This is a genomic window from Pseudomonas sp. M5 (assembly GCF_016907075.1).
In the GTDB taxonomy this organism is placed as follows: Bacteria; Pseudomonadota; Gammaproteobacteria; order Pseudomonadales; family Pseudomonadaceae; genus Aquipseudomonas; species Aquipseudomonas putida_E.
The window spans coordinates 4,692,466-4,718,884 of the sequence record NZ_JAFBBH010000001.1; the positions used below are offsets into that span (position 1 = coordinate 4,692,466).

Genomic DNA, 26,419 nt, shown 5'->3' on the forward strand with positions numbered 1-26,419 from the left:
CAAGAGGCGTTTATGTTGAGGGCAGGGTTGTTGATCCTGGCGGTGGCGGTCGGTTCGGCCAGGGCAGAGGACTGGCCCCTACCGGATTGGCAGGCCGACATCACGGCCATCGACTGGCAGGCTGTCGACAGCTATGCCTTCCCTGAACGCGACGCCACCAAGCGCCGCGGCATTCGCAGCGACGCCCTGCTGATCATCCGTGACGGCCGTATCCTGCACGAACGGTATGCCGCACCTACCACCGCGAAAACCGCCCACCTGACCTGGTCGGTGAGCAAAAGCGTGCTGGCGACAGTGCTGGGCGTGGCCCAAGGTGAGGGGCGTTTTCAACTGCAGGACCCTGCGGCCCGCTTTTACCCGCCCATGCAGGCACACCCCGACGTGCGTCTGGCCGATCTGTTGCATTGGGCCAGTGGCCTGGCCTGGCAGGAAGACTACGAATACGCACCGCTGAAATCCTCGGTAGTGGCCATGCTCTACACGCGCGGGCGCCATGACATGGCGGCTTATACCGCTTCAAGGCCCGTCGCCGAAAAGCCCGGGCAGCGATTCATTTATTCGAGTGGCGACAGCAATGTCCTGGCCGCCGCATTGCGCGGCATGCTCAAGGGCAGTGCTTACCCTGACTACCCCTGGCAGGCGCTGTTCACCCCTCTGGGCATTCACAGCGCCGTTTGGGAACGCGATGGCAGTGGCACCTTCGTTGGCTCTTCCTACCTCTACCTCAGTGCCCGCGACCTGGCGCGCATCGGCCTGTTGATGCAGCGTGAAGGACGCTGGGGTGGCCGCCAGTTGCTGCCGGCAAGCTGGGTTGCTTTCAACCGTACCCTGTTCAGCCAGGCCACACCGCTGCCCGGCGAAGCCAACCCGGGTGGCCACTGGTGGCTCAACCAGCCACTGCCGGGCAGTGCTTCACCTTGGCCTGACGCGCCGGCAGACACCTATGCCGCCCTCGGCCACTGGGGCCAGGCCCTTTACATACTGCCGACCCACAAGCTGGTCATCGTCCGCTACGCCGACGACCGTGATGGTAGTTACCACCATAACGAACTGCTCAAGCGTGTGCTGGCAGCGCTGGCCAAGGAGGGTGCATGAAGCGCCTGCTGGGGCTGGTGATGGTTGCCTTGTTGGGCTGGGCCTGGCTGGAACGCCAGGCATTGGCGGATTTCCCCGGTATTCTTTCGGCTTATTCGGCCAAGGAATATTGCTCCTGCCGTTTTGTCATGGGCTTGGACCCCGCGTATTGCCGGGGTTATGTCGCGCAGTGGTTGCCGTTGAGCATGCTGGAGGAGGACAGCCAGCAGCGTCTGGTTGTCGCAGCGGGCCTGGGCCAGCGCAATCAGGCGGCATGGCAGGGGGCGCAGGCTGGCTGCCGCTTGCTGCCATGAAGACGGCCGGGTAAGGTTGGCGGTCTGGTTTCACGAGATCTGTCATGTTCAAGCTGCCCCGTCTTCTACCCGCACTGTTGCTGGCTCTGTGCCTGCCCGCCCACGCCAATTGGCACCTCGATGGTGAATCCTCACGCCTTTCATTCGTCACCGGCAAGGACGGCGATACGGCCGAGGTCCATCGTTTTCTGGTACTGCATGGCACCGTCGACCGCAAGGGCGCAGCCGGGCTGCGTATCGAGATGGACTCGGTGAGCAGTGGTATCCCGCTACGGGACGAGCGCATGCGTGACGACCTGTTCGAGGTCGGCCGCTTTGCCGAAGCGACGGTCAAGGCCCAACTCGACCTGCGGCCGATAAACGACCTGGCCGACGGCGCGCAGGTCGAATTGCGCCTGCCACTGACCGTTACGCTGCATGGCCAGTCGCACAGCTACAACGCCTTGTTGCTGGCAACCCGCCTCGATGCGCGGCGCTTTCAGGTGGTGACCCTCGAACCGTTGATACTGCACGCCCACGACTTCGGCCTGCTGCCCGGCCTGGAAACCTTGCGCAAGTTCGCCAAGCTCAAATCCATCAACCCGACGGTACCGGTCAATGCGGTGCTGATTTTCAACGCCCGCTGACATGCCGGGGCCGGTCTTTCCCTGGCGCGATGGCAACCAGTTCGAACTGCTGATCGACGGCCCCGAATTCTTTCCACGCATGCTCCAGGCGATCGAGGGTGCTCAAGCCCAGGTCGATCTTGAGCTGTACCTGGTCGAGGCTGGTGCCTGCGCCGAGGCGGTGGTCCAGGCACTGGAGCAGGCGGCCCGGCGCGGTGTACGCGTGCGTTGCCTGTTCGACGACTACGGCTCGCTGGCTTTCAATGCTGCTTTGCGCCAACGCCTGCTGGATGCCGGTGTGTACCTGCGCTGGTACAACCGCCTGCGCTGGCGCCGCGGCCTGCGCAACCTGTATCGCGACCATCGCAAGCTGCTGCTGGTTGACGAGCGCTTGGCGGTGGTCGGTGGTACCGGTGTCACCGATGAGTTCTGGACGCCGGGTGAAGCGACCAGCGAGTGGCATGAGGTGATGGTGCAGATGCGCGGCCCGGTGGTCAGCGATTGGCAGCTACTGTTCAACCGCCAGTGGCAGGCCAACAACCGCCGTACGGCCTGGCGCCCCGCTGAAGGCTTCGGCCTGCCGCGCCTGCCCAAGGTGCCGGTGCAGGGCCAGGGCATGGGCCGGGTGGCCTATGCCGACGCCCGCCAGCACCGTGACATCCTGCATTCGCTGGTGCGTGCGCTCAACAGCGGTAAACAGCGGGTCTGGCTGGCCACACCTTACTTTTTGCCTACCTGGAGCGTGCGCCGCTCGCTGCGCCGGGCGGCAGGCAAGGGTGTCGATGTGCGCCTGCTGCTCACCGGCCCGCGGACCGATCACCCCTCGGTACGCTACGCCGGTCATCGTTACTACCCTCGTTTATTACGCGCGGGGGTACGTATCTACGAATACCAGCCGTGCTTCCTGCACCTGAAGATGGCGCTGGTGGATGATTGGGTCAGCGTCGGCTCGTGCAACTTCGATCACTGGAACCTGCGCTTCAACCTGGAGGCCAACGTCGAGGCATTGGACCCGCCGCTGACGGCCGCCGTGGTCGCCAGCTTCGAGCGCGACTTCAGCCTGAGTGACGAGGTCGATCTTGACCACTGGCACGCCCGGCCGTTGTGGCGCCGCGTGAAGCAGCGGGTGTGGGGCTGGCTCGACCGCCTTGTGGTCAACCTGCTCGACCGTCGCGACTGAAGCAGACTATCGTGCAGTGGTTGTTCCCCAAACTACCGAAGGAGTGGATGCGATGACTGCGAAGAAGATTCTCATGCTGGTGGGCGACTACGTCGAGGACTACGAGGCGATGGTGCCTTTCCAGGCCTTGAGCATGGTGGGCCACACGGTGCATGCGGTGTGCCCGGAAAAAATCGCGGGCCAGACGGTGCGCACGGCGATCCACGATTTTGAAGGCGAGCAGACCTACAGCGAGAAGCCAGGCCACAACTTTGCCCTGAACCATGACTTCGTCCAGGTCCGTGCCGAAAGCTACGATGCCTTGCTGATCCCCGGTGGGCGAGCCCCGGAGTATCTACGCCTGGATGAGCGCGTGTTGGCGTTGGTCAAAGCTTTCGACCAAGCCGGCAAGCCGATTGCGGCGGTTTGCCATGGTGCGCAGTTGCTGGCGGCGGCCGGCGTGCTGGAAGGGCGTGAGTGCAGTGCGTATCCGGCGTGTGCGCCGGAGGTACGTCTGGCAGGGGGGAAGTTCATCGACATCGCCGTGGACCAGGCTCACGTAGATGGCAACCTGGTGACGGCTCCTGCGTGGCCGGCGCACCCGGCATGGCTTGCGGCCTTCCTCAAGGTGCTGGGGACGCGTATCAGTTGAGCGAGTCAAGGAAAGCTGGGGTGCACCGGCATTGAAAGCTGCGTAGTGGGCATTTACCCGTTCGGTAGCGGTCCTGGAACAGTTCCTGTCGTGTGGGGAAAAGGTGGGGCATTGGTACGGATGTTAGGGTTTCCCCTCAAGCCCGGCTTAGCCGAGCGCGTCACCCACCTCGACAGAACGACCGCCAAGCATGGAAATACGCCTGTTGCACGGTGCCGCTATTGCGCCTTACATCGATGACCTCGCTCGCCTGCGCCTGACTGTGTTGCGCGAGTTCCCCTATCTGTATGACGGCACAGTAGAGTTTGAGGCCGAGCACATGGCAGCCTATGCCCGCTCCGGCCGCAGCCTGGTAGTGCTGGCCCTGGACGATGGGCGTGTGGTTGGCGCCTCGACCGGCCTGCCACTGGTGGACGTTGCGCCCAAGTTTCAGCAGCCGTTCCTGGCGCAGGGGCGCGACCCTGCCAGCGTGTACTATTTCGGCGAATCGCTGGTGCTGCCCGAATACCGTGGCCAAGGCCTGGGTGTGCGCTTCTTCATCGAGCGTGAATCCTACGCGCACAAGCTGGCCGAATTCGACTACTGCGCATTCTGCACCGTCGAGCGCCCTGGCATGCACCCCAGACGGCCTGCCAACTACAAGCCATTGCACGGTTTCTGGCGAAACCGGGGCTTCCTGCATGACCCATCCCTGCGCACTCATTACGCTTGGCGCGATTTGGGCGAACAGGAAAGCAGCAACAAGATCATGTCATTCTGGCTCAAGGAACTACCCATATGATCCGCGTGGCGGGCTGCCAGTGAACCATAGGGGTGCATGAACGATCGGGGCTGCAAAGCAGCCCCGATACCGCTTACTTGACTTCTACCGCCAGGCTTTCGGCGATCTTGCTCTGCCACAGCGCAGGGCCGGTGATGTGCACCGACTCACCGTTGCTGTCCACCGCGACGGTGACTGGCATGTCTTTGACTTCGAACTCGTAGATCGCTTCCATGCCCAGTTCGGCGAAGGCCAGAACCTTGGACTTGCGAATCGCCTGGGCCACCAGGTAGGCAGCGCCGCCGACGGCCATCAGGTAAACGGCCTTGTTGTCCTTGATCGCTTCGATGGCGGTCGGGCCACGCTCGGACTTGCCGATCATGCCCAGCAGGCCGGTCTGTTCAAGGATCTGGCGGGTGAACTTGTCCATCCGGGTGGCGGTGGTCGGGCCAGCCGGGCCTACCACTTCGTCACCGACGGGGTCGACCGGGCCGACGTAGTAGATGAAGCGGCCTTTGAGGTCAACCGGCAGCGCTTCGCCACGGTTGAGCATCTCGACCATGCGCTTGTGCGCGGCATCGCGGCCGGTGAGCATCTTGCCGTTGAGCAGGATGGTCTCGCCCGGCTTCCAGCTGGCCACTTCTTCCGGGGTGATGTCGTCGAGGTTGACGCGGCGGGCGCTCGGGCCGGCTTCCCAGACGATTTCCGGGTAGGCGTCCAGCGACGGGGCTTCAAGCTCGGCCGGGCCGGAGCCGTCGAGCACGAAATGCGCGTGACGGGTGGCGGCGCAGTTGGGGATCATGCACACCGGCAGGGATGCGGCGTGGGTCGGGTAGTCCATGATCTTGACATCGAGCACGGTGGTCAGGCCACCCAGGCCCTGGGCGCCGATGCCCAGCTGGTTGACCTTCTCAAACAGCTCCAGGCGGATCTCTTCGAGGCGGTTCTGCGGGCCACGGGCTTTGAGTTCATGGATGTCGATGGACTCCATCAACACTTCCTTGGCCATGACTGCGGCTTTTTCGGCGGTACCGCCGATGCCGATACCGAGCATGCCAGGCGGGCACCAGCCGGCACCCATGGTCGGGACGGTCTTCAGGACCCAGTCGACGATCGAGTCGGACGGGTTGAGCATGGCCATCTTCGACTTGTTTTCCGAGCCGCCGCCTTTGGCTGCCACATCGACTTCGACCTTGTCGCCAGGGACGATCGAGTAGTGGATGACGGCTGGAGTGTTGTCCTTGGTGTTCTTGCGGGCACCGGCCGGGTCGGCCAGGATCGAAGCGCGCAGAACGTTTTCAGGCAGGTTGTAGGCGCGACGCACACCTTCGTTGATCATGTCGTCGACGCTCAGGGTGGCGCCGTCCCAGCGCACGTCCATGCCGACGCGCACGAATACGGTGACGATACCGGTATCCTGGCAGATCGGCCGGTGGCCGGTGGCGCACATGCGCGAGTTGATCAGGATCTGGGCGATGGAGTCGCGCGCGGCAGGCGACTCTTCACGCAGGTAGGCCTCGTGCATCGCCTGGATGAAATCGACGGGGTGGTAGTACGAAATGAATTGCAGGGCGTCGGCGACGCTCTGAATCAGGTCGTCTTGCTTGATCACGGTCATGCAGCGCGCTCCTCTTAAAGACGGGAACATTCGTAAAGGCCTTCCGACACTGCACACCTGCGTGTCGAAACGCCTGGCAAGGCGTCGACAGGTCAGGCCGACGCAAAAAGGCGCGGCAGTATAGCGCGCCTGTGCCTGCGAAACACCTGCGTGTGGTCTGGACCATGGTCTGCAGGCGACGGGCATCCTTTTTGCTGCCGATGCCGGCTTGCCTTAGAGTGGCGATGTATAGCCGGAGAAGTGATGACCATGCCTGAACTCTGTGTGGGCGAGCGCCGCTGGACGGTGCCCACCGGCAGCAATCTGCTCGATGCCCTGAACGACGCGGGGCTGAATGTGCCTTACAGCTGCCGTGCAGGTAGCTGTCACGCCTGCCTGGTGCATTGCCTGGACGGGCAACCCGCCGATGCACGGCCCGAGGCCCTGGCGCTGGAAAAACACGCACAGGGCTGGCGGTTGGCATGCCAGTGCCGGGTGATTGACGACCTGCGCGTAGCGGTGTTCGACCCCCTGCAGGACGGCATCTCTGCACAGGTCTGTGCGCTGGACTGGTTCGGTGATGTGCTGCGCTTGCGCCTGCGGCCGGAGCGGGCATTGCGTTATCAGGCCGGTCAGCATGTGGTGCTGTGGAACGGTGCGGTGGCCCGGCCCTATTCATTGGCAAGCCTGCCGGGCGAAGATGACTTCCTTGAGTTCCATATCGACTGCCAGCGCCCGGGCGCCTTTTGCGACAAGGCCCGTGGTTTGCAAGTTGGCGATACGCTGCGCCTGGGGGAACTGCGCGGTGGGGCGCTGCATTACGACCTGGACTGGCAGGGGCGGGCGCTATGGTTGCTGGCAGCAGGTACCGGGCTTGCGCCATTGTGGGGCATCTTGCGCGAGGCGGTGCGGCAGGGGCATCGGGGGGAGATCAGGGTGATGCATGTGGCGCATGATGACGCCGGGCATTACCTGGCTGAGCCGTTGATGCAGATCGAAGGCGTGATTGTCGAGCGGGTACTGGCGGATCAGCTGGATGCAGCGCTGGCGACATTGCGGCCATCATCGCGGCAGACCATTGCGCTGGTGTGTGGCTCGCCGGGAAGTGTGGAGCGGTTCGCGCGGCGGCTGTTCATTGCGGGGATACCGAGGAATCAGGTATTTGCCGATGTGTTCGTCGAGCATGCCTGAAGACGGTGTGCAGTGATTGAACCGGCGCCGCAGAGCGGCGCCGGTTGAGGCAGATCAGCCGACCAGCGGATCACCGACATGCAGGATCTTCATGCCGTTGGTACCACCGATGGTGTGGTAGCTGTCACCCTTGGTCAGGATCACCCAGTCACCTTGCGCCACCAGGCCACGCTTGAGCAGTTCGTCGACCGCCGCCTGGCTGACCTTGTCGGCCGGCAGCGAAGCCGGGTCGAACGCGATCGGGTAGACGCCGCGGAACATCGACGCGCGCGCCTGGGTAGCGCGGTGCGGCGACAGTGCGTAAATCGGCACGTGCGAGCGCAGGCGCGACATGATCAGCGGGGTGTAGCCACTCTCGGTGAGGGCGATGATCGCCTTGACGCCGGGGAAGTGGTTGGCGGTGTACATGGCCGCCAGGGCGATACTCTCGTCGCAGCGCTCGAAGGTGGTGTGCAGGCGGTGGCTGGACTTCTGGCTGGTCGGGTGCTTTTCAGCGCCCAGGCAGATGCGCGCCATGGCCTGTACCGCTTCGATCGGGTAGGAACCGGCGGCGCTTTCGGCCGACAGCATCACCGCATCGGTGTTGTCCAGCACGGCGTTGGCCACGTCGGACACTTCGGCGCGGGTCGGCATCGGGTTCTGGATCATCGACTCCATCATCTGGGTCGCCACGATCACCGCCTTGTTGTTGCGGCGTGCGTGCTGGATGATCTTCTTCTGGATGGCGATCAGCTCGGCGTCGCCGATTTCCACGCCCAGGTCGCCACGGGCAACCATCACGGCATCGGAGGCGGCGATCAGCTTGTCGAGGGTTTCGTCGTCGGCAACGGCTTCGGCACGCTCGATCTTGGCCACCAGCCAGGCGCTGCCGCCGGACTCGTCGCGCAGCTTGCGGGCATATTCCATGTCGCTGGCGTCACGCGGGAAGGACACGGCCAGGTAGTCCAGGTCCATTTCCGCGGCCAGCTTGATGTCGGCCTTGTCTTTTTCGGTCAGGGCCGGCGCGGTCAGGCCGCCACCTTTGCGGTTGATGCCTTTGTGGTCCGACAGCGGGCCACCGATGATCACCACGCAGTGCAGTGCATCTGCGGTAGCGGTCTCGACGCGCATGACCACACGGCCGTCGTCGAGCAGCAGTTCGTCACCAACGCCGCAGTCCTTGACCAGGTCGGGATAGTCGATACCGACGATGTCCTGGTTGCCTTCGGTCAGCGGGTGGGCGGTGGAGAAGGTGAACTTGTCACCGATCTTCAGTTCGATGCGCTTGTTGCTGAACTTGGCGATGCGGATCTTCGGACCCTGCAGGTCGCCCAGCAATGCGACATGGCGGCCGTTCTTGGCAGCGATTTCACGGATCAGGCGGGCGCGCGCCTTGTGCTCGTCCGGGGTGCCGTGGGAAAAGTTCAGGCGTGCCACGTCCAGGCCGGCGAGGATCAGTTGTTCGATCACTTGCGGCGAATTGCTGGCGGGGCCGAGGGTGGCGACGATTTTGGTACGGCGGATGGTCATGCACAGACTCCTATAGTGAAGCGCAGCGAAAGGCTACTCCTGAATCGCCCTGTAGTCATTGTTCCGTTGCACTACCTGCAGGCGGGTACGATAGGGCAGCTGCAAGCTGCAAGTTGCAAGCTGAAGAAATATACCGGCACGCCGATATACTCTTTATTAAAGGAGATCCCCATGCGAGCCCTGATCGTTTTTGCCCTGGCGGCCAGCGCCGTCGGCTGTACCCGCTGGTCCATGGACCACCATCTGAACAACGCCTATCGTGCGTACGACCGAGGCGATTGCCAGCGGGTCATGCTCGAGCTGTCACAGGTCGACCGTACCAGCCGCGCGCGGCCGTTCATCCATCCGGAAGTGTCGTTGCTGCGGGGTCAGTGCCTGGAGCGCCAGAAGCTTTTCGTGGACGCAGCACAAACCTACGAATACCTGATCCAGCAGTATCCGCGCAACGAGTATGCCTACCGGGCCAAGGCGCGACTGCAGACTCTGGAGAAGCTGGGCCACTACCGCGCTGGCGAGGGTGCGATGGCCAGCCCGGTGAATACCTCTCCTTGGCGTTAACACCAAGGTATCGTTTATTTCACGGGATTTGCCGCGTGCGCTGCGTTAACCTGTAACTCAGTTGTTACAACAACCGCCAGTACCTCGTATTCCTGGCATCGGGTACGGACTGCAATTGTGACCATGTTCAATCAGCGTCATATCGAACGCCATCAGTTACCTTGCGTACTGAAGGTCTTCAACCGCTTTACCGATCAGCCGATCGGGCAGCTGGGCAATGCCTCGGAAGATGGCTTGATGTTGATCAGCCAGTTACCGGTGCTGGTAGGGCCGGATTTCGAGTTGCAGTTGCGCCTGCCGCTGCCCGGTGGCGGCTTTCAGTTCATCAACCTGACCGCCAGTTGCCTGTGGTGCCGTGAGGACCAGACGCCTGGCCATTACGATTCGGGCTTCATGCTGCTGCAGGCACCACGCGAATACGACGAATTCGTGCGCTCGTTGCGCGACTATTTCAGTTTCCACCCGGCCAACGCTTCCGTCTGAGGCCATGTCCGCTAGAATCGGGGCGACCTTTGATCAGGACGTCCCCGTGACCTCTAGCATTTTCTGGCACGACTACGAAACCACCGGTATCAACCCGCGCTGCGACAGGCCGTTGCAGGTGGCCGGAGTGCGCACCGACTTCGAGCTCAATGAGATCGACGAGCCGATCAGTCTTTATTGCCGCCCCAGCGACGATATCCTGCCGCACCCGGCGGCCTGCCTGGTGACGGGTATCACCCCGCAGCAACTGGCCAGCCAAGGCCTGTGCGAAGCCGAGTTCATGACGCGGGTGCACGCGCAACTGGCCCTCCCGGGGACCTGCGGCGCCGGTTACAACACCTTGCGCTTCGACGACGAGGTTACCCGCTACAGCCTGTACCGCAACTTCTTCGACCCCTATGCCCGGGAGTGGCAGGGCGGCAATAGCCGCTGGGACTTGATCGATGTGGTACGCACTGCTTATGCCCTTCGCCCTGAAGGCATCGTCTGGCCGCAACAGGACGGGCGCACCAGCCTGCGTCTTGAACTGCTCAGCAAGGCCAATGGCATCGAGCATGGGCATGCACACGAGGCACTTTCCGACGTGCGGGCCACCATCGCACTGGCGCGTCTGATCCGGCACAAGCAACCCAAGTTGTATGAGTGGCTGTTCCAGTTGCGCAGCAAGCACAAAGTGATGGAGCAAATCCGTCTGCTGCAGCCGTTGGTGCATATATCGGGGCGGTTCTCGGCGGCGCGCAATTATCTGGGGGTGGTCTTGCCTTTGGCCTGGCACCCACGTAATCGCAACGCGCTGATTGTGTGCGACCTGCAACAGGAAACCCTACCCTTATTAAGGGAAAGTGCCGAGGTGCTTCGTGAACGTTTGTACACGCGTCGTGAGGAATTGTCTGACGGGCAATTACCCATACCGCTGAAGTTGGTGCAGATCAATCGCTGCCCGGTAGTGGCGCCGCTCTCGGTATTGCGCGCGGCCGATCAGCAACGGCTCGGTATCGATTTGGCGCTCGTGCAATCACGCGCTGAAGAGTTGGCCAATCAACAGAATGCTTGGCAACACAAGCTGGAACACATTTACGGCAAGGACGACTTTGTTCCGAGTGACGATCCGGAACAGCAATTGTATGAAGGGTTTCTCGGCGACCGCGACCGCCGGCTGTGCGAACAAGTAAGAACGCTGGACCCTGCACAGTTGGGGCAAGGCCACTGGATGTTCGATGACCCGCGCATGCCTGAGTTGTTGTTCCGGTATCGGGCGCGCAACTTCCCGGAAACCTTGAATAGCGAAGAGCGGCAACGCTGGTATGGTTTCTGCCAGCAGCGGCTGAGCGATCCGCATTGGGGTGCACCCAACACGCTGGGTGACTTCGAGCAGGCGCGCCAAAGCGCCTGGGCCAACGCGGACGAGGCCGGGCGTCAGGTGCTGGATGCCTGGCAGGCGCATGCCCGACAACTGGCGGAGCAGTTTGCCATCAGTGTTTGAGTGGTTTTATACAAGCAAACAAAAACGCCGGCATCGTGCCGGCGTTTTTGTTTTTAGCAGTACAGCGATCGAGCGGACAATCAGTCCAGCAGGGTCGCCCAGCTTTCAACCACATCGCCACCCCATTTGGCTTTCCACTCTTTCAGGGTTTTGTGGTTGCCGCCTTTGGTTTCGATCACTTCACCATTGTGCGGGTTTTTGTATTGCTTGACCTTGCGCGCACGTTTGGTGGCGGTGGTCTTGACGGCGCCACGTGGCCCTTTGCTCAGTTTCGACTCCGGGTCGAGCAGGGCAATGACGTCGCGCAGCGATTTGGAGTATTCGCCCATCAGGGTGCGCAGTTTGCCTTCGAACTCCAGTTCTTTTTTCAGCTTGTCATCCTGCGACAGGTTGGCCAGGCGGGCCTGAAGTTCCTTGATGGCTTCTTCGGTGGCGCGGTATTCGTTGATCAGGGACATGGAGTGTTCCTTAATGCGTGTTCGGAAATGTGTGGAGCAATAATAGACAGGCGAAACTCTCAAGTAAACCTATTAATCAGTTCCTCAACTGTTTATGTCGCTGTGACAAAATATCTCAAGGTTAAAAAAATATTTACATAAGGCCCCGCAATTCGTCATGTTTCACCCTCGCTGTTGCAGCGTGCCGCAGCTTGCGTGTAAGCGAGGAGGCGGGCGGCGGTGGGGTGCAATGATTACTGCGTTTTTCCGGGCGGGCCGCTAGAATGAGCGCCTTTGCGAAGTTCTGGAGTCTTATTCATGCGCACCTATCGTCTGGTGATCGCTTGCCCCGACCGTGTTGGTATCGTGGCGAAAGTCAGTAATTTCCTGGCTTTGTACAATGGCTGGATCAACGAAGCGAGCCACCACTCCGATGAGCAGAGTGGCTGGTTCTTCATGCGCCATGAAATCCGCGCCGAATCGCTGCCATTTGGTATCGAGGCCTTCCGTGAAGCCTTCTCGCCGATCGCCGAAGAGTTTTCCATGGCCTGGCGCATTACTGACTCGGCTCAGAAAAAGCGCGTGGTGCTGATGGCGAGCCGCGAATCCCACTGCCTGGCTGACCTGTTGCACCGCTGGCACACCGATGAACTGGATTGCGAGATCCCCTGCGTGATTTCCAACCACAACGACCTGCGCAGCATGGTCGAGTGGCACGGCATCCCGTTCTTCCATGTACCGGTCGACCCGAAAGACAAGGCGCCTGCGTTTGCTGAAGTGTCGCGCCTGGTTCAGGAACATGCGGCCGATGTGGTGGTGCTGGCGCGTTACATGCAAATCCTGCCACCGCAGTTGTGCCAGGATTACGCCGAAAAAGTCATCAACATCCACCACAGCTTCCTGCCGTCGTTCGTCGGTGCCAAGCCTTACCACCAGGCCGCCCTGCGTGGGGTGAAGCTGATCGGTGCTACTTGCCACTACGTGACTGAAGAGCTGGACGCAGGCCCGATCATCGAGCAGGACGTGGTACGTGTGAGCCATGCCGACAGCATCGAGGACATGGTCCGCTTCGGCCGCGACGTCGAGAAGATGGTGCTTGCCCGTGGCCTGCGCTATCACTTGGAAGACCGCGTGCTGGTGCACGGCAACAAGACTGTCGTGTTCGACTGATACGGGCTTTGGGGCTGCAACGCAGCCCCAGCTATGCAGGGGATGCAACATGACAAGCTCACGCAACAAACCCACCGCATCAGCACCGCCCACCCTCGGTGAAGGCTGCCTTGCCCGCTATGACCCCGATGCCCTGAGCGAACAGGACGGCACCGATTTTCCCGGTGCCGCCGAGCTCTGGCGCCAGCTCAACCCGTCTGACGCCGCCAGCGCTCCAGTAGCGGGCGCGCCAGCAGGCAGACGAACACCGGCCCCCCGGCCAGCAGGTAAAAATAGTAAGTGACCGCACGCCAGATCAGGATCGCTGCGGCAGCGGTGGAGCTGCCCACCAGAGGCGTCAACAGGCTTGCCGATGTCAGCTCGGCGGCCCCGGCTCCGCCCGGCAGCAGGCTGAATTGCCCGGCACTGAGCGAGAGCATCTGCACCAGAAAACTCGGGATCCACGACAACTCCACGCCCAAGCCTTGCAACACCAGGTACAGCACGCTGTAGCGCAGGCTCCAGTGCGCGCAGGTGAGGGTGAACACAAGCACCAACGTGCTTTTGGGAAGCTGCCAGGTCTGCGCCAAGGCATCGATGAAATGCAACAGCTTGCGTGCCCAGCGCCGTTTGCGCGCCGGCGCCATCCCCATGCGCTGCAAAAGCCGCCCGTTGAGGCGCATCACCGTCCGTCGGTAACGTAGCAGCGCCACTATTGCCGCCAGTGCCGAGCACAGCAACAGCGCGCTGCCCAGCAACATGCTCTGCTGGCTGCGGCCAAGGCTGTGGAACAGTGCGTAACCGGCTATTGCCAACATGGCACAGAAGAAGAACAGCAGGTCGTTCAACTGATCCATGGCAAACACCGCGCCGCTGCGTGCCGGGCCGATACGGTCGCGGGCCAGCAGCGCCATGAGTGTCAGCGGCCCACCACTGCCGCCTGGGGTGGTGCAAATGGCGAATTCGGTGGCCATCACCACGCCGAGGCTGCGTACGTGCCCAAGCTTTGCTCCCTGCTGGCCAAGCAGCAGGCGCAGCCGCACGGCATTGATCACCCAGCACAGCAGGATCATGCCCAGCAGGGTCAGCATCAAGCCGGGGTCGAAGGCCTTGAGCCGGGGCAGCAGTTCGCTTCCCCCCAGCAGGGCCGGTATCACCATGGCCGTCACCAAAGCCATGGCCAGCCAGCCCAGACGGTTCATCCGTTTGCCTGGCGCTGTAGCCAGGCCGACTTGGTCAGGGGGGCGCGGCCTTGCATCAGCAGCTTGTCCAGCGTTCGCAGCCAGTAATCTCGTGAGGAGCGGTGGCGCATGTCCACCGGATGCAGCCCAAGGCGCAGGGTTTGCGCGTTGCGCCAGCGCCTGCATTGCCAGTCACAGACCACTCGCGACACGCTGCGGCGCCAGGTGCTGCGGGCACTCCAGACCAGGCCGGGGGCATTGAACGCAGTGAAGTCCGGCAAGCGATACAAGTGCTGTGGTGTGCTGGTGTAGCGCAACGGCAGTTGGCTCAGGGCCTGGCGGGTGCCTTGGCTCATCAGCCAGGCCGGGGCGACGAAGCCTGCGACGGGCCAGCCTTGCCGGGCGAAGACTTCAAGGCCGGCCTCCAGGCGTTGCATGGCCTGCGCCTGGTTCAAGGCATAGAATTCACCCTCATGGGTGTACAGGCGGCGCATGAAGTACTCACGCAGGCTGCTTGGCGATGGCCCATCGTCGGCGTGGTACAAGCCATGCAACGCCAGTTCATCGCCGCGCGCCAGGCGCCGTTCGAGCAGGCGGCAGAATGCTGGGGAGCCTGCCAGCGGGTTGCGGTGATGGAAGTTCGGCACTACCAGCCAGGTCATGGGCACATGGCCCATTTCGTCGACCGCCTGAACGAAGGGCTGGTAGTCCGGCCAGGTCTCAGGCGCGATATCGTGCAGCACGAGCATCAGGCTGCCCGGCGCGGTGCTGGCCTCAAGCATGGGCGCGTACCTGTGGTTGATGGCCAAGCACCGCTTGATAGTGCTGCAGCAGGCCGGCGACGACATTGTCCCACGAATAATGTTGCTCAACGTGGCTGCGGGCCTGGGCCCCGAGCTTGCGCACGCCGGCTTCGAACACCTCACGCACTGCAGTGGCCATGGCCTGCCCATCGTTTGCCCGGCACAGGCGCCCACACTGCTCATTGACGATCTCGCCGAAGGCCCCGGCGTGCACGGCCACCACGGGAGTGGCGCTGGCCATTGCTTCAAGGATGACCAGGCCGAAGGTTTCCTGGTCGCCGGCATGCACCAACAGGTCGGCGCTGGCCACCAGCCTGGCGACGTCCTGCGGCGCGCAGAATCGATTGATCACGCTGACGTTGTCAGGGACGTTGGCTGGCATGTTCGAGCCCACCAGCAACAGGTGGTAAGGGCGGCCAAGACGCTGTATGCAATCGAGCAGTACGGGCAGGTTTTTTTCCCGCGAGCCACGGCCAGCGAAGACCAGCAGGCGACTGGTATCGGGTATGCCTAGTTCGGCGCGCAGTTGCGGGTCACGGTGTTGCGGGTTGAACGTGGCCAGATCGACGCCCAGGCGCTGCACATGGACATCGCGCACACCCAGGCGGCGAAGCTTGTCGGCCATCACCTGGCTGGGCGCCAGCACTCGGTCGAAATTGCCGTACAGCTTGCTGACATAGGCTTCTACATTTGGCATGAACCAGTTGCCCATGCGGTTGCTGACCAGCAGCGGCAAGTCGGAGTGATAGAAACCGATCACGGGTACATCCAGCTGACGCCGCGCCTCGAGGGCCGCCCAGGCGGTCAGGTAGGGGTCACCCACCTCGATGAGGTCGGGCTTGAGGCCGCGCAGCACATTGCACCAGGGGGCCAGCCGCACTGGGAAGCGGTAGCCTTTGCCGAAGGGCAGGGGCGGAGCCGGAACTTGATAGATGCCGTCTTCCTGGCGAGCGCTGGCTCCGGGAATCAACAGGCTGTGGCGTACGCCGTCAATGGCGTCGAGACGGTGGTGTTTGGCATCAAGATAAGTGCGTACGCCGCCGCTGGCCGGGGCGTAGAACATGGTGATGTCAGCGATGTGCACGATCAGCATCCCTCCGGGATCGACTTTTGGTCCGTCATCGGGCTGTAACAGGCCGGGGATGACGCGCCTAAGGTTGACCTACCTGAAGGATAGTTTGTTCGGTTGGGTTGGGTGGGAGCTGCAAGCTGCAAGCAAGAGGCGGCGCCAAATCCGCTTTTACTTGCAGCTTGCCGCTTGGCGCTAGATGCGGAAGCTGCCTACCAGGTGCTTGAGGCGGGAGGCCTGCTGCTCCAGGTCCGAGCACGCCCGCAGGGTGGCCTGCAGGTTCTCGACCCCTTCCTGGTTGAGCATGTTGATCTCATTGATGTCCATGTTGATCGAGTCGACCACGGCTGTCTGCTCCTCGGTTGCAGTGGCCACCGACTGGTTCATGCCGTCGATTTCACCGATGCGCACGGTGACGCTGTCCAGGCGCTCACCGGCCTGGTTGGCGATCGCCATGCTGTCCTGGCTGTGGCGCTGGCTCTGGCCCATGGTATCGACCGACTCGCGGGCACCGACCTGCAGCTCCTCGATCATCGCCTGTACCTGTTGCGCCGACTCCTGGGTGCGGTGCGCCAGGTTGCGTACTTCGTCGGCGACCACGGCAAAACCACGCCCGGCTTCTCCAGCCCGTGCGGCTTCGATGGCGGCGTTCAGCGCCAGCAGGTTGGTCTGTTGGGAAATACTGGTGATCACCTCAAGGATCTGGCCGATGTTCACCGTCTTGCTGTTGAGCGTTTCGATGTGCGCGCTGGAGGTGACGATCAGGTCCGACAGGCGATTCATCGCCTCGATATTGCGCGTCACGACTTGCTGGCCCTCTTCGGCCAACAGGCGTGCAGAGCTTGCATGTTGCGAGGCCTGGGCGGCATTGCCGGCGATTTCCTGGGCGGCGGCGCCCAGTTCGTTGATGGCCGCGGCAACGCTGTTGGTGCGGTTGGACTGCTCGTCCGAGTTGGTCATCGACGAGTTGGAGGCGCTGATCACGCGCAGGGCCACTTCGTTGACCTGCTCGGTGGCCGAGGACACCTCGCGGATCGAGCCGTGGATGCGCTCGACGAAGCGGTTGAAGGCGGTGCCGAGGATGCCGAACTCATCATGGTTGTGGATTTTCAGGCGTTTGGTCAGGTCGCCTTCACCTTCGGCGATGTCTTCCATGGCGCGGGTCATGGTGAGCAAGGGTTGCATCAGCACGCGGATCAGCAGGCCCAGCAAGCCAATGATGATCACGACCGCCACCGCCGTGGCGATCACGGCCGACGTACGGAAGTTGCTGAGCATGGCAAAGGCTTTGTCCTTGTCCACCGACAGGCCGATGTACCAGTTGGCCGATGGCAGGCCCTTGATCGGGGTGAAGGTCAGCAGGCGGGTCTGGCCATCGGCCTCGATTTCGGTGAGCTCGCCGGTCAGTTTCGGCGTGTGCTGCGGGAACAGGTCCGACAGCGATTTCATGACCAGTGCCTTGTCCGGGTGCACCAGAATCTTGCCTTGGTCGTTGACCAGGAAGGCATAGCCCATGCCGCCGAAATTCAGCGAGTTGATGATCTGCACCAGGCCGTCCAGGGCCAGGTCGCCACCGACCACGCCGACACCCGCGGACACTTTGCTGAGGATGCCGATGACCATCTGGTTGGTGGTCATGTCGATGTAGGGCTCGGTGAGGATGGCGCCCGGGGCGCTCATGCCATCCTTGTACCAGGGGCGGGTGCGTGGGTCGTAGCCATCAGGCATCTTCGAGTCGGGTCGCACGCTGAAGCCACCGTCGACCTTGCCCAGGTAGACGGTCAGGAAGCTTGACGTCAGGGCGCTCTGGCCCATCAGCGTTTCTGCGCTGGCAGGTTGCTGGGCGATGTTCTGCGCCAGGTTTTCAACCAGTTTTATACGGCCTTCGAACAGGTTGCGAATGTTGTTCGAAGTGGATGTGCCCATTTCAGCCAGATAATTCTCCAGGTTTTCACGGATGGCATTACGCTGGAGATAGTCGTTGTAGAGGGTGAACAGGCTGAAGGCGAGTATCACGATCAGTGATGCGGCCAAAAGAATCTTGTGGCTGAAACGAAGGCTTTTGTTCATGGCGTGATCGGTTCCGCTAAGGTTTTTATCGGGCGTTCGCACGAGTACCGCTTAAAACAGTGCAACATCCCGAAAGTCCTTTCAGGGGTGTTCTGTCTTCAAAGGCGAATATCATCCAGAGCTATCGGCTGGTGGGTGGGCAAGCTTGAGCAGAGGATTAAAAAGATGTCGGAAACTTCGACCATAGTTTTAGGTGCCGGCCCGGATGGCCAGCCTGTGCATCAAGCCATGCGCCTGGCTAACCGCCATGGGCTGGTCGCCGGTGCCACCGGTACCGGCAAGACCGTAACCTTGCAGCACCTGGCGGAAATATTCAGTGATGCTGGCGTGGCAGTGTTCGCTGCCGATGTCAAAGGAGACCTGTGCGGTGTCGGTGCGGCTGGAGCGCCCCAGGGCAAGGTGGCCGAGCGCATCGCCGGCATGCCCTGGTTGGGGTACAAGGCGCAGGCCTATCCGCTGAGCCTATGGGATATCGCCGGTCAGTCCGGCCACCCGCTGCGCACCACTCTTAGTGAGATGGGGCCGCTGTTGCTTGGCAATCTGCTAGAGCTGACCGACAGCCAGCAGGCTGCGTTGTATGCCGCATTCAAGGTGGCCGACCGTGACGGGTTGCTGCTGCTCGACCTCAAGGACCTCAAGGCGCTGCTGGCCCACCTTAAAGACAATCCCCAGTTGCTGGGCGAAGACAGTGCGCTGATGACCACGGCCTCGACCCAGGCATTGTTGCGGCGTTTGGCAACGCTGGAGCAACAGGGTGCCGAGGCGCTGTTCGGTGAGCCGGCATTGCAACTTGAGGACCTGTTGCGCACGGACGCTGATGGTCGTGGGCGAATTCATCTGCTCGATGCCAGCCGGTTGGTGCATGAGGCCCCGAAGGTATACGCCACCTTCCTGCTGTGGCTGCTGGCCGAGCTGTTCGAGCAATTGCCGGAGCGAGGCGACGCCGACAAGCCGGTGCTTGCGCTGTTTTTCGATGAAGCGCATCTACTGTTCAATGGCACCCCGAAAGCCCTGCAGGATCGCTTGGAACAGGTGGTTCGGCTGATTCGCTCCAAGGGCGTGGGGGTGTTCTTTGTCACCCAGTCGCCGGGCGATCTGCCCGACAGCGTGCTGGCCCAACTGGGGTTGCGCATCCAGCATGGGCTGCGGGCCTTTACCGCCAAGGAGCAGAAATCGCTGCGGGCCGTGGCAGACGGCTTTCGCCCGAACCCGGCATTCGACACTCTGGCAGTGCTGACCGAGCTGGGGATTGGCGAGGCTCTGGTGGGTACGCTTGAAGAAAGGGGCACTCCGGCGATGGTTCAGCGGGTGCTGATTGCGCCGCCGCAATCGCGAATCGGGCCGTTGGGTGTGGCCGAGCGTAGTGCGCTGATAGCAGGGTCACCGTTGGCGGGGCGCTATGACAAGCCTATTGACCGGGAGTCGGCGTACGAAATGCTGGCCCGGCGCAAAGGCGAGCCGGTAGAGCCCGTGCCGGCGCCCAAGGCGGATGATGACAGCCTGGTCGACAAGGCCGGGGATTTCTTGCAGAGCGCGGCGGGGCAGGCGATCAAGTCGGCGGTGCGTCAGGCGGCCAACCAGTTGGGGCGCCAGCTGGTGCGGGGGTTGATGGGGTCATTGCTCGGGGGCAAGAAGCGTTAGCACTGGCAATGCTGGCCTCTGTGCAATAAAAGTCGCCTTGACGGCTAGTGTCAGTCAGTTGGCGTTATCAGGGCTGCTACGCAGCCCATCGCCGGCAAGCCGGCTCCCACAGGTACAGCGCAGACCTCAAGAGCTGCGAGGTCTCTGTGGGAGCCGGCTTGCCGGCGATGGGCCGCAAAGCGGCCCTTTTCACTGCGCCGCTATGGTTCAGCCCATCACCTTGGACGCCAGCCAGAACAGGCCAGCCGCCAGGCCCATCGTCGCCGGCAGGGTCAATACCCAGGCCAGCAGGATGGTTTTTACTGTGCCGCCTTGCAGGCCGCTCTTGTTGGCAACCATGGTGCCGGCCACGCCGGACGACAGCACGTGGGTAGTCGAAACCGGCAGGGCGAATACGTTGGCCATGCCGATGGCGCATGCTGCGGTGATCTGCGCCGACATGCCCTGGGCATAGGTCATGCCCTGTTTGCCGATCTTCTCGCCTACGGTCAGTACCACGCGTTTCCAGCCGACCATGGTGCCCAGGCCCAGAGCCAGGGCGACGGCGACGATTACCCAGAACGGGGCGTATTCGGTGGTGGCGGTGAGGTCCTTGCGCAACTTGTCGAGGTCGGCCTTTTCACGCGCATCCAGTCCCGGCAGCTTGCCGACCTTCTTCGCCGTGTCATCCAGGCACAGCAGGTAGCGGCGCACTTCCACGCGCTTGTCGGCTTCCAGGGCACGGTAATCGGTCACGCCCTGCAGCGAGGATTGCAATGCTGCGATGGTGGGCTCGGTCTGCTGCGGGTTGCAACTGAACTGCTCCGGGAGGTCGCTGGCCTGTGCCTTGCCCAGTGCCAGGAACTCGCCCAGGGTGGCGGCATTGCGCTGGTAGAACTGGCTCAGGTGCATCGTCGCGTCGCGGGTGCGCTCGATCTGGTAGGTAGTGCTGTTCAGGTCGAGCACGAACTTGGCCGGAACAATGCCGATCAGTACCAGCATGATCAGGCCGATGCCTTTCTGGCCATCGTTGGAGCCGTGTACGAAGCTCACGCCCATTGCCGAAATCACCAACACCAAGCGGTTCCAGAAGGGTGGGTGCTTCTTGTCGTCGAGCTTGCGGCGCTGTTCTGGCGTCTTGTGCATCTTCGACAGCGGGCGCCACCATTTCAGGCCGAGCAGCAACAGCGCAGCTACAGCGAAGCCGGCCATGGGCGAAATGACCAGTGACATGGCGATATCGATCGCCTTCTGCCAGTTGACGCCGTCACCCAAGGGAATGTCGCTGATCAGGGCATTGGCCAAGCCAACGCCAAGGATCGAACCGATCAAGGTGTGCGAGCTCGAGGCCGGGATGCCGAAATACCAGGTACCCAGGTTCCAGGTGATGGCCGCAGCCAGCAACGAGAAGACCATGGCCAGGCCATGCCCGGTGTTCACATTGATCAGCAACTCGACCGGCAGCAGGTGAACGATGGCGTAAGCCACCCCGACACCGCCCAGCAGAACGCCAAGGAAGTTGAACACCCCGGAGAAGAACACGGCCAGGTGTGGTGGCATGGCTTTGGTATAGATGACGGTGGCTACCGCGTTGGCGGTGTCATGAAAGCCATTGATGAACTCGAATGCGAGCACGAAGGTCAGGGCGAGCAGCAGGCTCACCAATACCCAGGCATCCAGTCCGCTGAATAAATCGATCATGAAGGTTGTCTGGCGGTCATTTGGGGGGCGGGATTATGCCAGAAAACCTTGGCAATCGATGCACCCGCAGCTGACCGATGGCAGTCTTTTGATCGACTTCCAAACGTTGTCTTCCACGGAGTAATGCGTAGAAGGTTTCGCTAAAAATCACAAAAAACGCCGAATTTCGCCGTATTCCTGTAAACGGGAATGGCCATTCATGATTAAAACGACTGTATGAAATTTGTGTAATTCCATTTCATACTCGGCCTGTCGGTAACGATCGGTCCCGCGAGCGCCGCCCTCGACCGCCAGTGCAATTGCCCGCGGCAAACGGCTCAGGTGTCTTCGTTGCGCAACTCTTTCTCCATCTTTTCCAGTTCCTGGTTGAAGGCCTGATCCTGGACCGTGGCCCGTTTGCGCCAAGGTTTGCGCTCCGGTTCCGGTTGAGCGGCGTAAGTGGTGACTTCACCACCGTAAACTTCCTTGTAACGTTCAGCCTGGCGCTCCAGTTCCGCGCGCAGTTCATCTTTCGTCACAGTAGTACCTGAATGTAAAAAGTGGCCGGTAGTGCGTGCACGTGCACGTTGCCCATGCACAGGGCGTGCTGGTCGTCGGATAAGGGTCAGGCCGTAAGTGCCTTGCCCGAATGCGGATCCGGGCCAGCCGACTGGATTATAGCAATCGATAAAACGCCAGACAGTGTTATTTACCCAGCCCTTACAACCGTCGTTCAAGTTGCGGGTAATGGCTGCTTGTGCAAAGTTTGAACGGCCGGCGCTTGGAAAGTTCGCTGCTGTTCAGATACCAGGCTGGGAAATAAAAACGGCCTCGCACAAAGGCGAGGCCGTTGCCTGGGGACTTCTACGGTGGGTACCTGACCAGTCTCTCCAAAGAAGCCACAAGTGGCAGAAGAAAGGTATAAGCAAACGTGTCAGCGGTCAATTGCGATTATCGGCCGTTTGTTCGATAATCGCACGAAGCAGCGATTTTTTTGAGGTGAGCGATGAGTGACGAAATCCCGGCCAACGAATCTGCCAGCCCGGAGTCGGTACGCCCGAGCGCTCCTGCCTTGGCACCGCCGATCGTGGCCTCGCCAGCCAAGCGTATTCAGGCATTTACTGGTGACCCGGACTTCATGACCTCGCTGGCGCGGGGCCTTGCCGTAATCCAGGCATTTCAGGAGCGCAAGCGCCATCTGACCATCGCTCAGATCAGCCACCGCACCGAGATCCCACGAGCGGCGGTGCGTCGTTGCCTGCATACGCTGATCAAGCTCGGCTACGCCACGACCGACGGGCGTACCTATTCGCTGCTGCCCAAGGTGCTGACCCTCGGCCATGCCTACCTTTCGTCGACGCCCCTGGCGATGTCGGCCCAGCCCTATCTGGACCGCATCAGCGATCAATTGCACGAGGCTGCCAACATGGCCACCCTCGAAGGCGACGATATTCTTTATATAGCCCGCTCGGCCACTGTGGAGCGGTTGATATCGGTCGATCTGTCAGTCGGTGGGCGGCTGCCGGCCTACTGCACGTCGATGGGGCGCATTCTGTTGGCAGCGATGGACGACACCAGCTTGCGCGAGTACCTCGACCGCGCCGACCTCAAGGCCCGCACCAGCCGTACCTTGCATGATCCGGAGTCGCTGTTCGCTTGTATTCAGCAGGTGCGTGAGCAGGGCTGGTGCGTAGTCGACCAGGAACTGGAGCAGGGGCTGCGCTCGATTGCTGTGCCGATCTATGATGCTTCCGGGCAGGTACTTGCGGCGTTGAATGTCAGTACCCATGTGGGGCGTGTGAGCCGAAGCGAGCTGGAACAGCGGTTCTTACCGATCCTGCTGGCATCCAGTCGCGATCTTTGCCATCAGTTGTTTGGCTGAAACACGTACAGCCCGTCGTGCCGCTGTGCACTGTTATCGAACATGCCAACCGTTTCCTGTTCGATAAACGCACAGTGTCGCTCTGGACGAATTGCGCGCCCTCCATTGGCTGATTAATGTCTCTCGCAGCGGTCGGCTGTGCCGACCGAACAAGAAAAACACAAGAGGCGCACACCATGACCACTGTCACTTTGCTGCTGCGGCCGCACCCGCACGCAGTTCCGTTGTATCCAGGCTGAATCAGGCCGCATTTCATCGACTTTGAACCCTGTACCGGTTGCCCTTGTGCAGTGGCTCGACTGTGCCCAATTTCTGGATAACAACAATGAACAAGCCACAATCTGTCGGGAACTGCCTCGACGTTCAATCATTCATCAATGAACAACCGCTGTCGCGCTATCAATGGCGCGTGGTGATCCTTTGCTTCCTGATTGTCTTCCTCGATGGTCTGGATACTGCGGCCATGGGGTTTATCGCTCCGGCATTGTCCCAGGAATGGGGCATCGACCGCGCCAGCCTTGGCCCGGTGATGAGCGCCGCGTTGATCGGGATGGTGTTCGGTGCCTTGGGTTCAGGGCCGCTGGCCGACCGCTTTGGCCGTAAGGTCGTGCTGGTAGGTGCGGTATTGGTGTTCGGTGGTTTCAGCCTGGCCTCGGCCTACGCCAGCAACGTCGACCAGTTGCTGATGCTGCGCTTTCTGACCGGCCTCGGGCTGGGTGCCGGCATGCCCAATGCCACCACGCTGCTTTCCGAATACACCCCGGAGCGCCTCAAGTCGCTGTTGGTGACCAGCATGTTCTGCGGTTTCAACCTGGGCATGGCTGGTGGTGGGTTCATTTCCGCGAAGATGATCCCGACCTACGGCTGGCATAGCCTGTTGGTAGTGGGCGGCGTGCTGCCGCTGCTGCTGGTTGTGGTGCTGATGGTCTGGCTGCCTGAGTCGGCACGCTTTCTGGTTGTACGCAACCGCGGTACCGACAAGGTGCGCAAGACCCTGGCGCCGATTGCACCGGCCGTCGTTGCGCAGGCAGCCAGCTTCAGTGTGCCGGAACAGAAGGCTGTGGCCGCGCGCAACGTGTTCGCAGTGATCTTCTCCGGCACCTATGGCCTGGGCACGATGCTGCTGTGGCTGACCTACTTCATGGGCCTGGTCATCGTCTACCTGCTGACCAGCTGGCTGCCGACGCTGATGCGTGACAGCGGCGCAAGCATGGAGCAGGCCGCGTTCATCGGTGCGCTGTTCCAGTTCGGTGGCGTACTCAGTGCCGTGGCAGTAGGCTGGGCCATGGACCGTTACAACCCGCACAAGGTCATCGGTATCTTCTACTTGCTGGCGGGCGTGTTCGCTTATGCGGTAGGGCAGAGCCTGGGCAACATTACCTTGCTTGCCACTCTGGTGCTGGTAGCCGGGATGTGTGTGAACGGCGCGCAATCGGCCATGCCTTCGCTGGCGGCGCGGTTCTATCCGACCCAAGCGCGTGCCACCGGTGTTTCCTGGATGCTCGGCATCGGCCGCTTTGGCGCGATCCTCGGCGCCTGGAGTGGTGCGACCCTGCTTGGCCTGGGCTGGAACTTCGAGCAGGTGCTGACGGCATTGCTGGTGCCAGCTGCGCTGGCCACGGTAGGCGTGATCGTCAAAGGCCTGGTTAGCCACGCCGACGCGACCTGAACCTGCGCTGACGGGCCGCGTTGCGGCCCCTTGGGAGAGGGATGGCTGGGCGACAATATGTTCGATAAACGCACGGATAGTCGATTATCGGATTGTCAGCGACCCGCCACTCTCCTTAATCTGAGCCCAGCGTAGCACCCTGAACCGAGGTCGACCTGGGTGCGCTGCGTGACTTTGAAACCCGCACCGCCGAGGCCCATGGCCCACTGGCAGGAGAAGCTTGATGCGCGACGTATTTATCTGTGACGCTATTCGCACCCCCATCGGCCGCTTCGGCGGCGCCTTGGCCGGCGTGCGTGCCGATGATCTGGCCGCTGTACCGCTCAAGGCGCTGATCGAGCGTAACCCGGGTGTGCAGTGGGATCAGGTCGACGAAGTGTTTTTTGGCTGTGCCAACCAGGCCGGTGAAGATAACCGCAACGTGGCACGCATGGCCCTGCTGCTGGCGGGCCTGCCCGAGAGTATCCCGGGTGTGACCCTGAACCGCCTGTGCGCCTCGGGTATGGACGCCATCGGTACTGCATTCCGTGCCATCGCCAGCGGCGAGATGGAGCTGGCCATTGCCGGCGGCGTCGAGTCCATGTCGCGCGCGCCGTTTGTCATGGGCAAAGCCGAAAGCGCTTACTCGCGCAACATGAAGCTTGAAGACACGACCATCGGCTGGCGCTTCATCAACCCGCTGATGAAGAGCCAGTACGGTGTGGACTCCATGCCTGAAACCGCTGATAACGTCGCAGACGATTACCAGGTTTCGCGTGCCGACCAGGATGCCTTCGCCCTTCGCAGCCAGCAGAAGGCCGCCGCAGCCCAGGCTGCCGGCTTCTTCGCCGAAGAAATCGTGCCTGTGCGTATTGCCCACAAGAAGGGCGAAACCATCGTCGAGCGCGATGAGCATCTGCGCCCGGAAACCACCCTTGAGGCACTGACCAAGCTCAAACCGGTCAACGGCCCGGATAAGACGGTCACCGCTGGCAATGCCTCGGGCGTGAACGACGGTGCTGCTGCACTGATCCTGGCCTCGGCTGAAGCGGTGAAGAAGCACGGCCTGACCCCGCGTGCCCGTGTTCTGGGGATGGCCAGCGGCGGTGTCGCACCACGGGTAATGGGCATTGGCCCGGTACCGGCGGTGCGCAAGCTGACCGAGCGCCTGGGTGTGGCCATGAGCGATTTCGATGTGATCGAGCTCAACGAAGCGTTTGCCAGCCAAGGCCTGGCGGTGCTGCGTGAGCTGGGCGTGGCCGATGATGCGCCGCAGGTGAACCCCAACGGCGGTGCAATTGCCCTGGGCCACCCGCTGGGCATGAGTGGTGCGCGCCTGGTGCTGACCGCACTGCACCAACTGGAGAAGAGCGGCGGGCGCAAGGGCTTGGCGACCATGTGTGTCGGTGTTGGCCAAGGTCTGGCGTTGGCCATCGAGCGGGTTTGACCTGTTCCGGCCTTTTCGCGGGACAAGCCCGTTCTCACAGGGGACCAC

24 protein-coding genes are annotated in these 26,419 nt (G+C 61.9%); 15 read left to right on the plus strand and 9 right to left on the minus strand.

The genetic code is table 11. From position 1 onward, the window contains the following. Positions 1–12: 12 nt before the first annotated feature. The 6 genes from JOE27_RS21365 to JOE27_RS21390 all read left to right on the plus strand — a co-directional run bounded on the left by JOE27_RS21365 (position 13) and on the right by JOE27_RS21390 (position 4,585). A complete protein-coding gene (locus JOE27_RS21365) occupies positions 13–1,095 on the plus strand; it encodes a serine hydrolase (protein ID WP_174142074.1) in 1,083 nt (360 codons plus the stop codon). Further along, positions 1,092–1,388 (plus strand): hypothetical protein, encoded by a 297-nt coding sequence (locus JOE27_RS21370; RefSeq protein ID WP_046784895.1) that lies wholly within the window; start codon positions 1,092–1,094, stop codon positions 1,386–1,388. Before JOE27_RS21365 ends, JOE27_RS21370 begins: the two co-directional genes overlap by 4 nt. Positions 1,389–1,432: 44 nt before the next feature. Next, positions 1,433–2,014: a YceI family protein gene (locus JOE27_RS21375; RefSeq protein WP_046784896.1), complete on the plus strand. Its 582-nt coding sequence runs from the start codon at positions 1,433–1,435 to the stop codon at positions 2,012–2,014. 1 nt (position 2,015) lies between these two features. Beyond that, the gene (locus tag JOE27_RS21380) at positions 2,016–3,173 is read left to right on the plus strand and encodes a phosphatidylserine/phosphatidylglycerophosphate/cardiolipin synthase family protein (protein WP_119688332.1); all 1,158 of its coding nucleotides are present in this window, start codon (positions 2,016–2,018) and stop codon (positions 3,171–3,173) included. A gap of 52 nt (positions 3,174–3,225) precedes the next feature. Next, a complete protein-coding gene (locus JOE27_RS21385; RefSeq protein ID WP_012312917.1) occupies positions 3,226–3,804 on the plus strand; it encodes a DJ-1/PfpI family protein in 579 nt (192 codons plus the stop codon). A 190-nt stretch (positions 3,805–3,994) separates the two neighbouring features. Beyond that, a complete protein-coding gene (locus tag JOE27_RS21390) occupies positions 3,995–4,585 on the plus strand; it encodes a GNAT family N-acetyltransferase (RefSeq protein WP_115273664.1) in 591 nt (196 codons plus the stop codon). A 73-nt stretch (positions 4,586–4,658) separates the two neighbouring features. Here the strand turns inward: JOE27_RS21390 and JOE27_RS21395 are convergent, their stop codons facing one another. Next, complete coding sequence (locus JOE27_RS21395) at positions 4,659–6,182, minus strand: fumarate hydratase (protein WP_016488901.1); 1,524 nt, start codon at positions 6,180–6,182, stop codon at positions 4,659–4,661. Positions 6,183–6,431: 249 nt separating this feature from the next. On the opposite strand from JOE27_RS21395, the gene JOE27_RS21400 reads away from it, so the two are divergent. After that, entirely contained in the window at positions 6,432–7,352 is a 921-nt protein-coding gene (locus JOE27_RS21400; RefSeq protein WP_204920651.1) for an iron-sulfur-binding ferredoxin reductase, read from the plus strand. Positions 7,353–7,406: 54 nt separating this feature from the next. Here the strand turns inward: JOE27_RS21400 and pyk are convergent, their stop codons facing one another. Continuing rightward, entirely contained in the window at positions 7,407–8,861 is a 1,455-nt protein-coding gene (gene pyk / locus JOE27_RS21405; protein ID WP_039604343.1) for a pyruvate kinase, read from the minus strand. 171 nt (positions 8,862–9,032) lie between these two features. Here pyk and JOE27_RS21410 point away from each other — a divergent pair, with 171 nt between their 5' ends. The 3 genes from JOE27_RS21410 to sbcB all read left to right on the plus strand — a co-directional run bounded on the left by JOE27_RS21410 (position 9,033) and on the right by sbcB (position 11,385). Beyond that, positions 9,033–9,419, plus strand: coding sequence for a hypothetical protein (locus JOE27_RS21410; protein ID WP_046784899.1), 387 nt, complete (start codon positions 9,033–9,035; stop codon positions 9,417–9,419). Positions 9,420–9,542: 123 nt separating this feature from the next. Continuing rightward, on the plus strand, positions 9,543–9,902 hold the full coding sequence (locus JOE27_RS21415) for a PilZ domain-containing protein (protein ID WP_115275478.1): 360 nt from the start codon (positions 9,543–9,545) through the stop codon (positions 9,900–9,902). A gap of 46 nt (positions 9,903–9,948) precedes the next feature. Next, positions 9,949–11,385, plus strand: coding sequence for an exodeoxyribonuclease I (sbcB, locus tag JOE27_RS21420; RefSeq protein ID WP_046784900.1), 1,437 nt, complete (start codon positions 9,949–9,951; stop codon positions 11,383–11,385). An 80-nt stretch (positions 11,386–11,465) separates the two neighbouring features. Here sbcB and mvaT read toward each other — a convergent pair whose 3' ends face one another. Further along, complete coding sequence (gene mvaT, locus JOE27_RS21425; protein WP_012312927.1) at positions 11,466–11,843, minus strand: histone-like nucleoid-structuring protein MvaT; 378 nt, start codon at positions 11,841–11,843, stop codon at positions 11,466–11,468. Positions 11,844–12,140: 297 nt separating this feature from the next. On the opposite strand from mvaT, the gene purU reads away from it, so the two are divergent. Next, entirely contained in the window at positions 12,141–12,992 is an 852-nt protein-coding gene (purU, locus tag JOE27_RS21430; RefSeq protein ID WP_012312928.1) for a formyltetrahydrofolate deformylase, read from the plus strand. Between the two features lie 188 nt (positions 12,993–13,180). On the opposite strand, the gene JOE27_RS21435 is transcribed toward purU, so the two are convergent. The 4 genes from JOE27_RS21435 to JOE27_RS21450 all read right to left on the minus strand — a co-directional run bounded on the left by JOE27_RS21435 (position 13,181) and on the right by JOE27_RS21450 (position 18,094). Next, complete coding sequence (locus tag JOE27_RS21435) at positions 13,181–14,173, minus strand: lysylphosphatidylglycerol synthase transmembrane domain-containing protein (protein WP_115273667.1); 993 nt, start codon at positions 14,171–14,173, stop codon at positions 13,181–13,183. Further along, on the minus strand, positions 14,170–14,934 hold the full coding sequence (locus tag JOE27_RS21440) for a DUF2334 domain-containing protein (RefSeq protein ID WP_115273668.1): 765 nt from the start codon (positions 14,932–14,934) through the stop codon (positions 14,170–14,172). Before JOE27_RS21440 ends, JOE27_RS21435 begins: the two co-directional genes overlap by 4 nt. Next, positions 14,927–16,048: a glycosyltransferase family 1 protein gene (locus JOE27_RS21445; RefSeq protein WP_046784903.1), complete on the minus strand. Its 1,122-nt coding sequence runs from the start codon at positions 16,046–16,048 to the stop codon at positions 14,927–14,929. Before JOE27_RS21445 ends, JOE27_RS21440 begins: the two co-directional genes overlap by 8 nt. A gap of 171 nt (positions 16,049–16,219) precedes the next feature. After that, positions 16,220–18,094 carry a methyl-accepting chemotaxis protein gene (locus JOE27_RS21450; protein WP_115273670.1) on the minus strand — a complete coding sequence of 625 codons (1,875 nt, stop codon included), beginning with the start codon at positions 18,092–18,094 and terminating at the stop codon, positions 16,220–16,222. A gap of 165 nt (positions 18,095–18,259) precedes the next feature. On the opposite strand from JOE27_RS21450, the gene JOE27_RS21455 reads away from it, so the two are divergent. Next, positions 18,260–19,735 carry a helicase HerA-like domain-containing protein gene (locus JOE27_RS21455; RefSeq protein ID WP_204919850.1) on the plus strand — a complete coding sequence of 492 codons (1,476 nt, stop codon included), beginning with the start codon at positions 18,260–18,262 and terminating at the stop codon, positions 19,733–19,735. A 207-nt stretch (positions 19,736–19,942) separates the two neighbouring features. Here JOE27_RS21455 and JOE27_RS21460 read toward each other — a convergent pair whose 3' ends face one another. Beyond that, positions 19,943–21,415, minus strand: a complete 1,473-nt coding sequence (locus JOE27_RS21460; RefSeq protein WP_046784907.1) for an inorganic phosphate transporter — start codon at positions 21,413–21,415, stop codon at positions 19,943–19,945. Between the two features lie 317 nt (positions 21,416–21,732). Beyond that, a complete protein-coding gene (locus tag JOE27_RS21465) occupies positions 21,733–21,933 on the minus strand; it encodes a hypothetical protein (RefSeq protein WP_012312935.1) in 201 nt (66 codons plus the stop codon). A gap of 467 nt (positions 21,934–22,400) precedes the next feature. Between JOE27_RS21465 and pcaR the strand changes: the two genes are divergently transcribed. The 3 genes from pcaR (at position 22,401) to pcaF (ending at position 26,371) form a co-directional block, all read left to right on the plus strand. Next, positions 22,401–23,276, plus strand: a complete 876-nt coding sequence (gene pcaR / locus JOE27_RS21470; RefSeq protein WP_012312936.1) for a pca regulon transcriptional regulator PcaR — start codon at positions 22,401–22,403, stop codon at positions 23,274–23,276. 325 nt (positions 23,277–23,601) lie between these two features. Then, positions 23,602–24,945: an MFS transporter gene (locus JOE27_RS21475; RefSeq protein WP_204919853.1), complete on the plus strand. Its 1,344-nt coding sequence runs from the start codon at positions 23,602–23,604 to the stop codon at positions 24,943–24,945. Positions 24,946–25,165: 220 nt separating this feature from the next. Further along, positions 25,166–26,371 carry a 3-oxoadipyl-CoA thiolase gene (pcaF, locus tag JOE27_RS21480; RefSeq protein WP_172655279.1) on the plus strand — a complete coding sequence of 402 codons (1,206 nt, stop codon included), beginning with the start codon at positions 25,166–25,168 and terminating at the stop codon, positions 26,369–26,371. Positions 26,372–26,419: the final 48 nt, after the last annotated feature.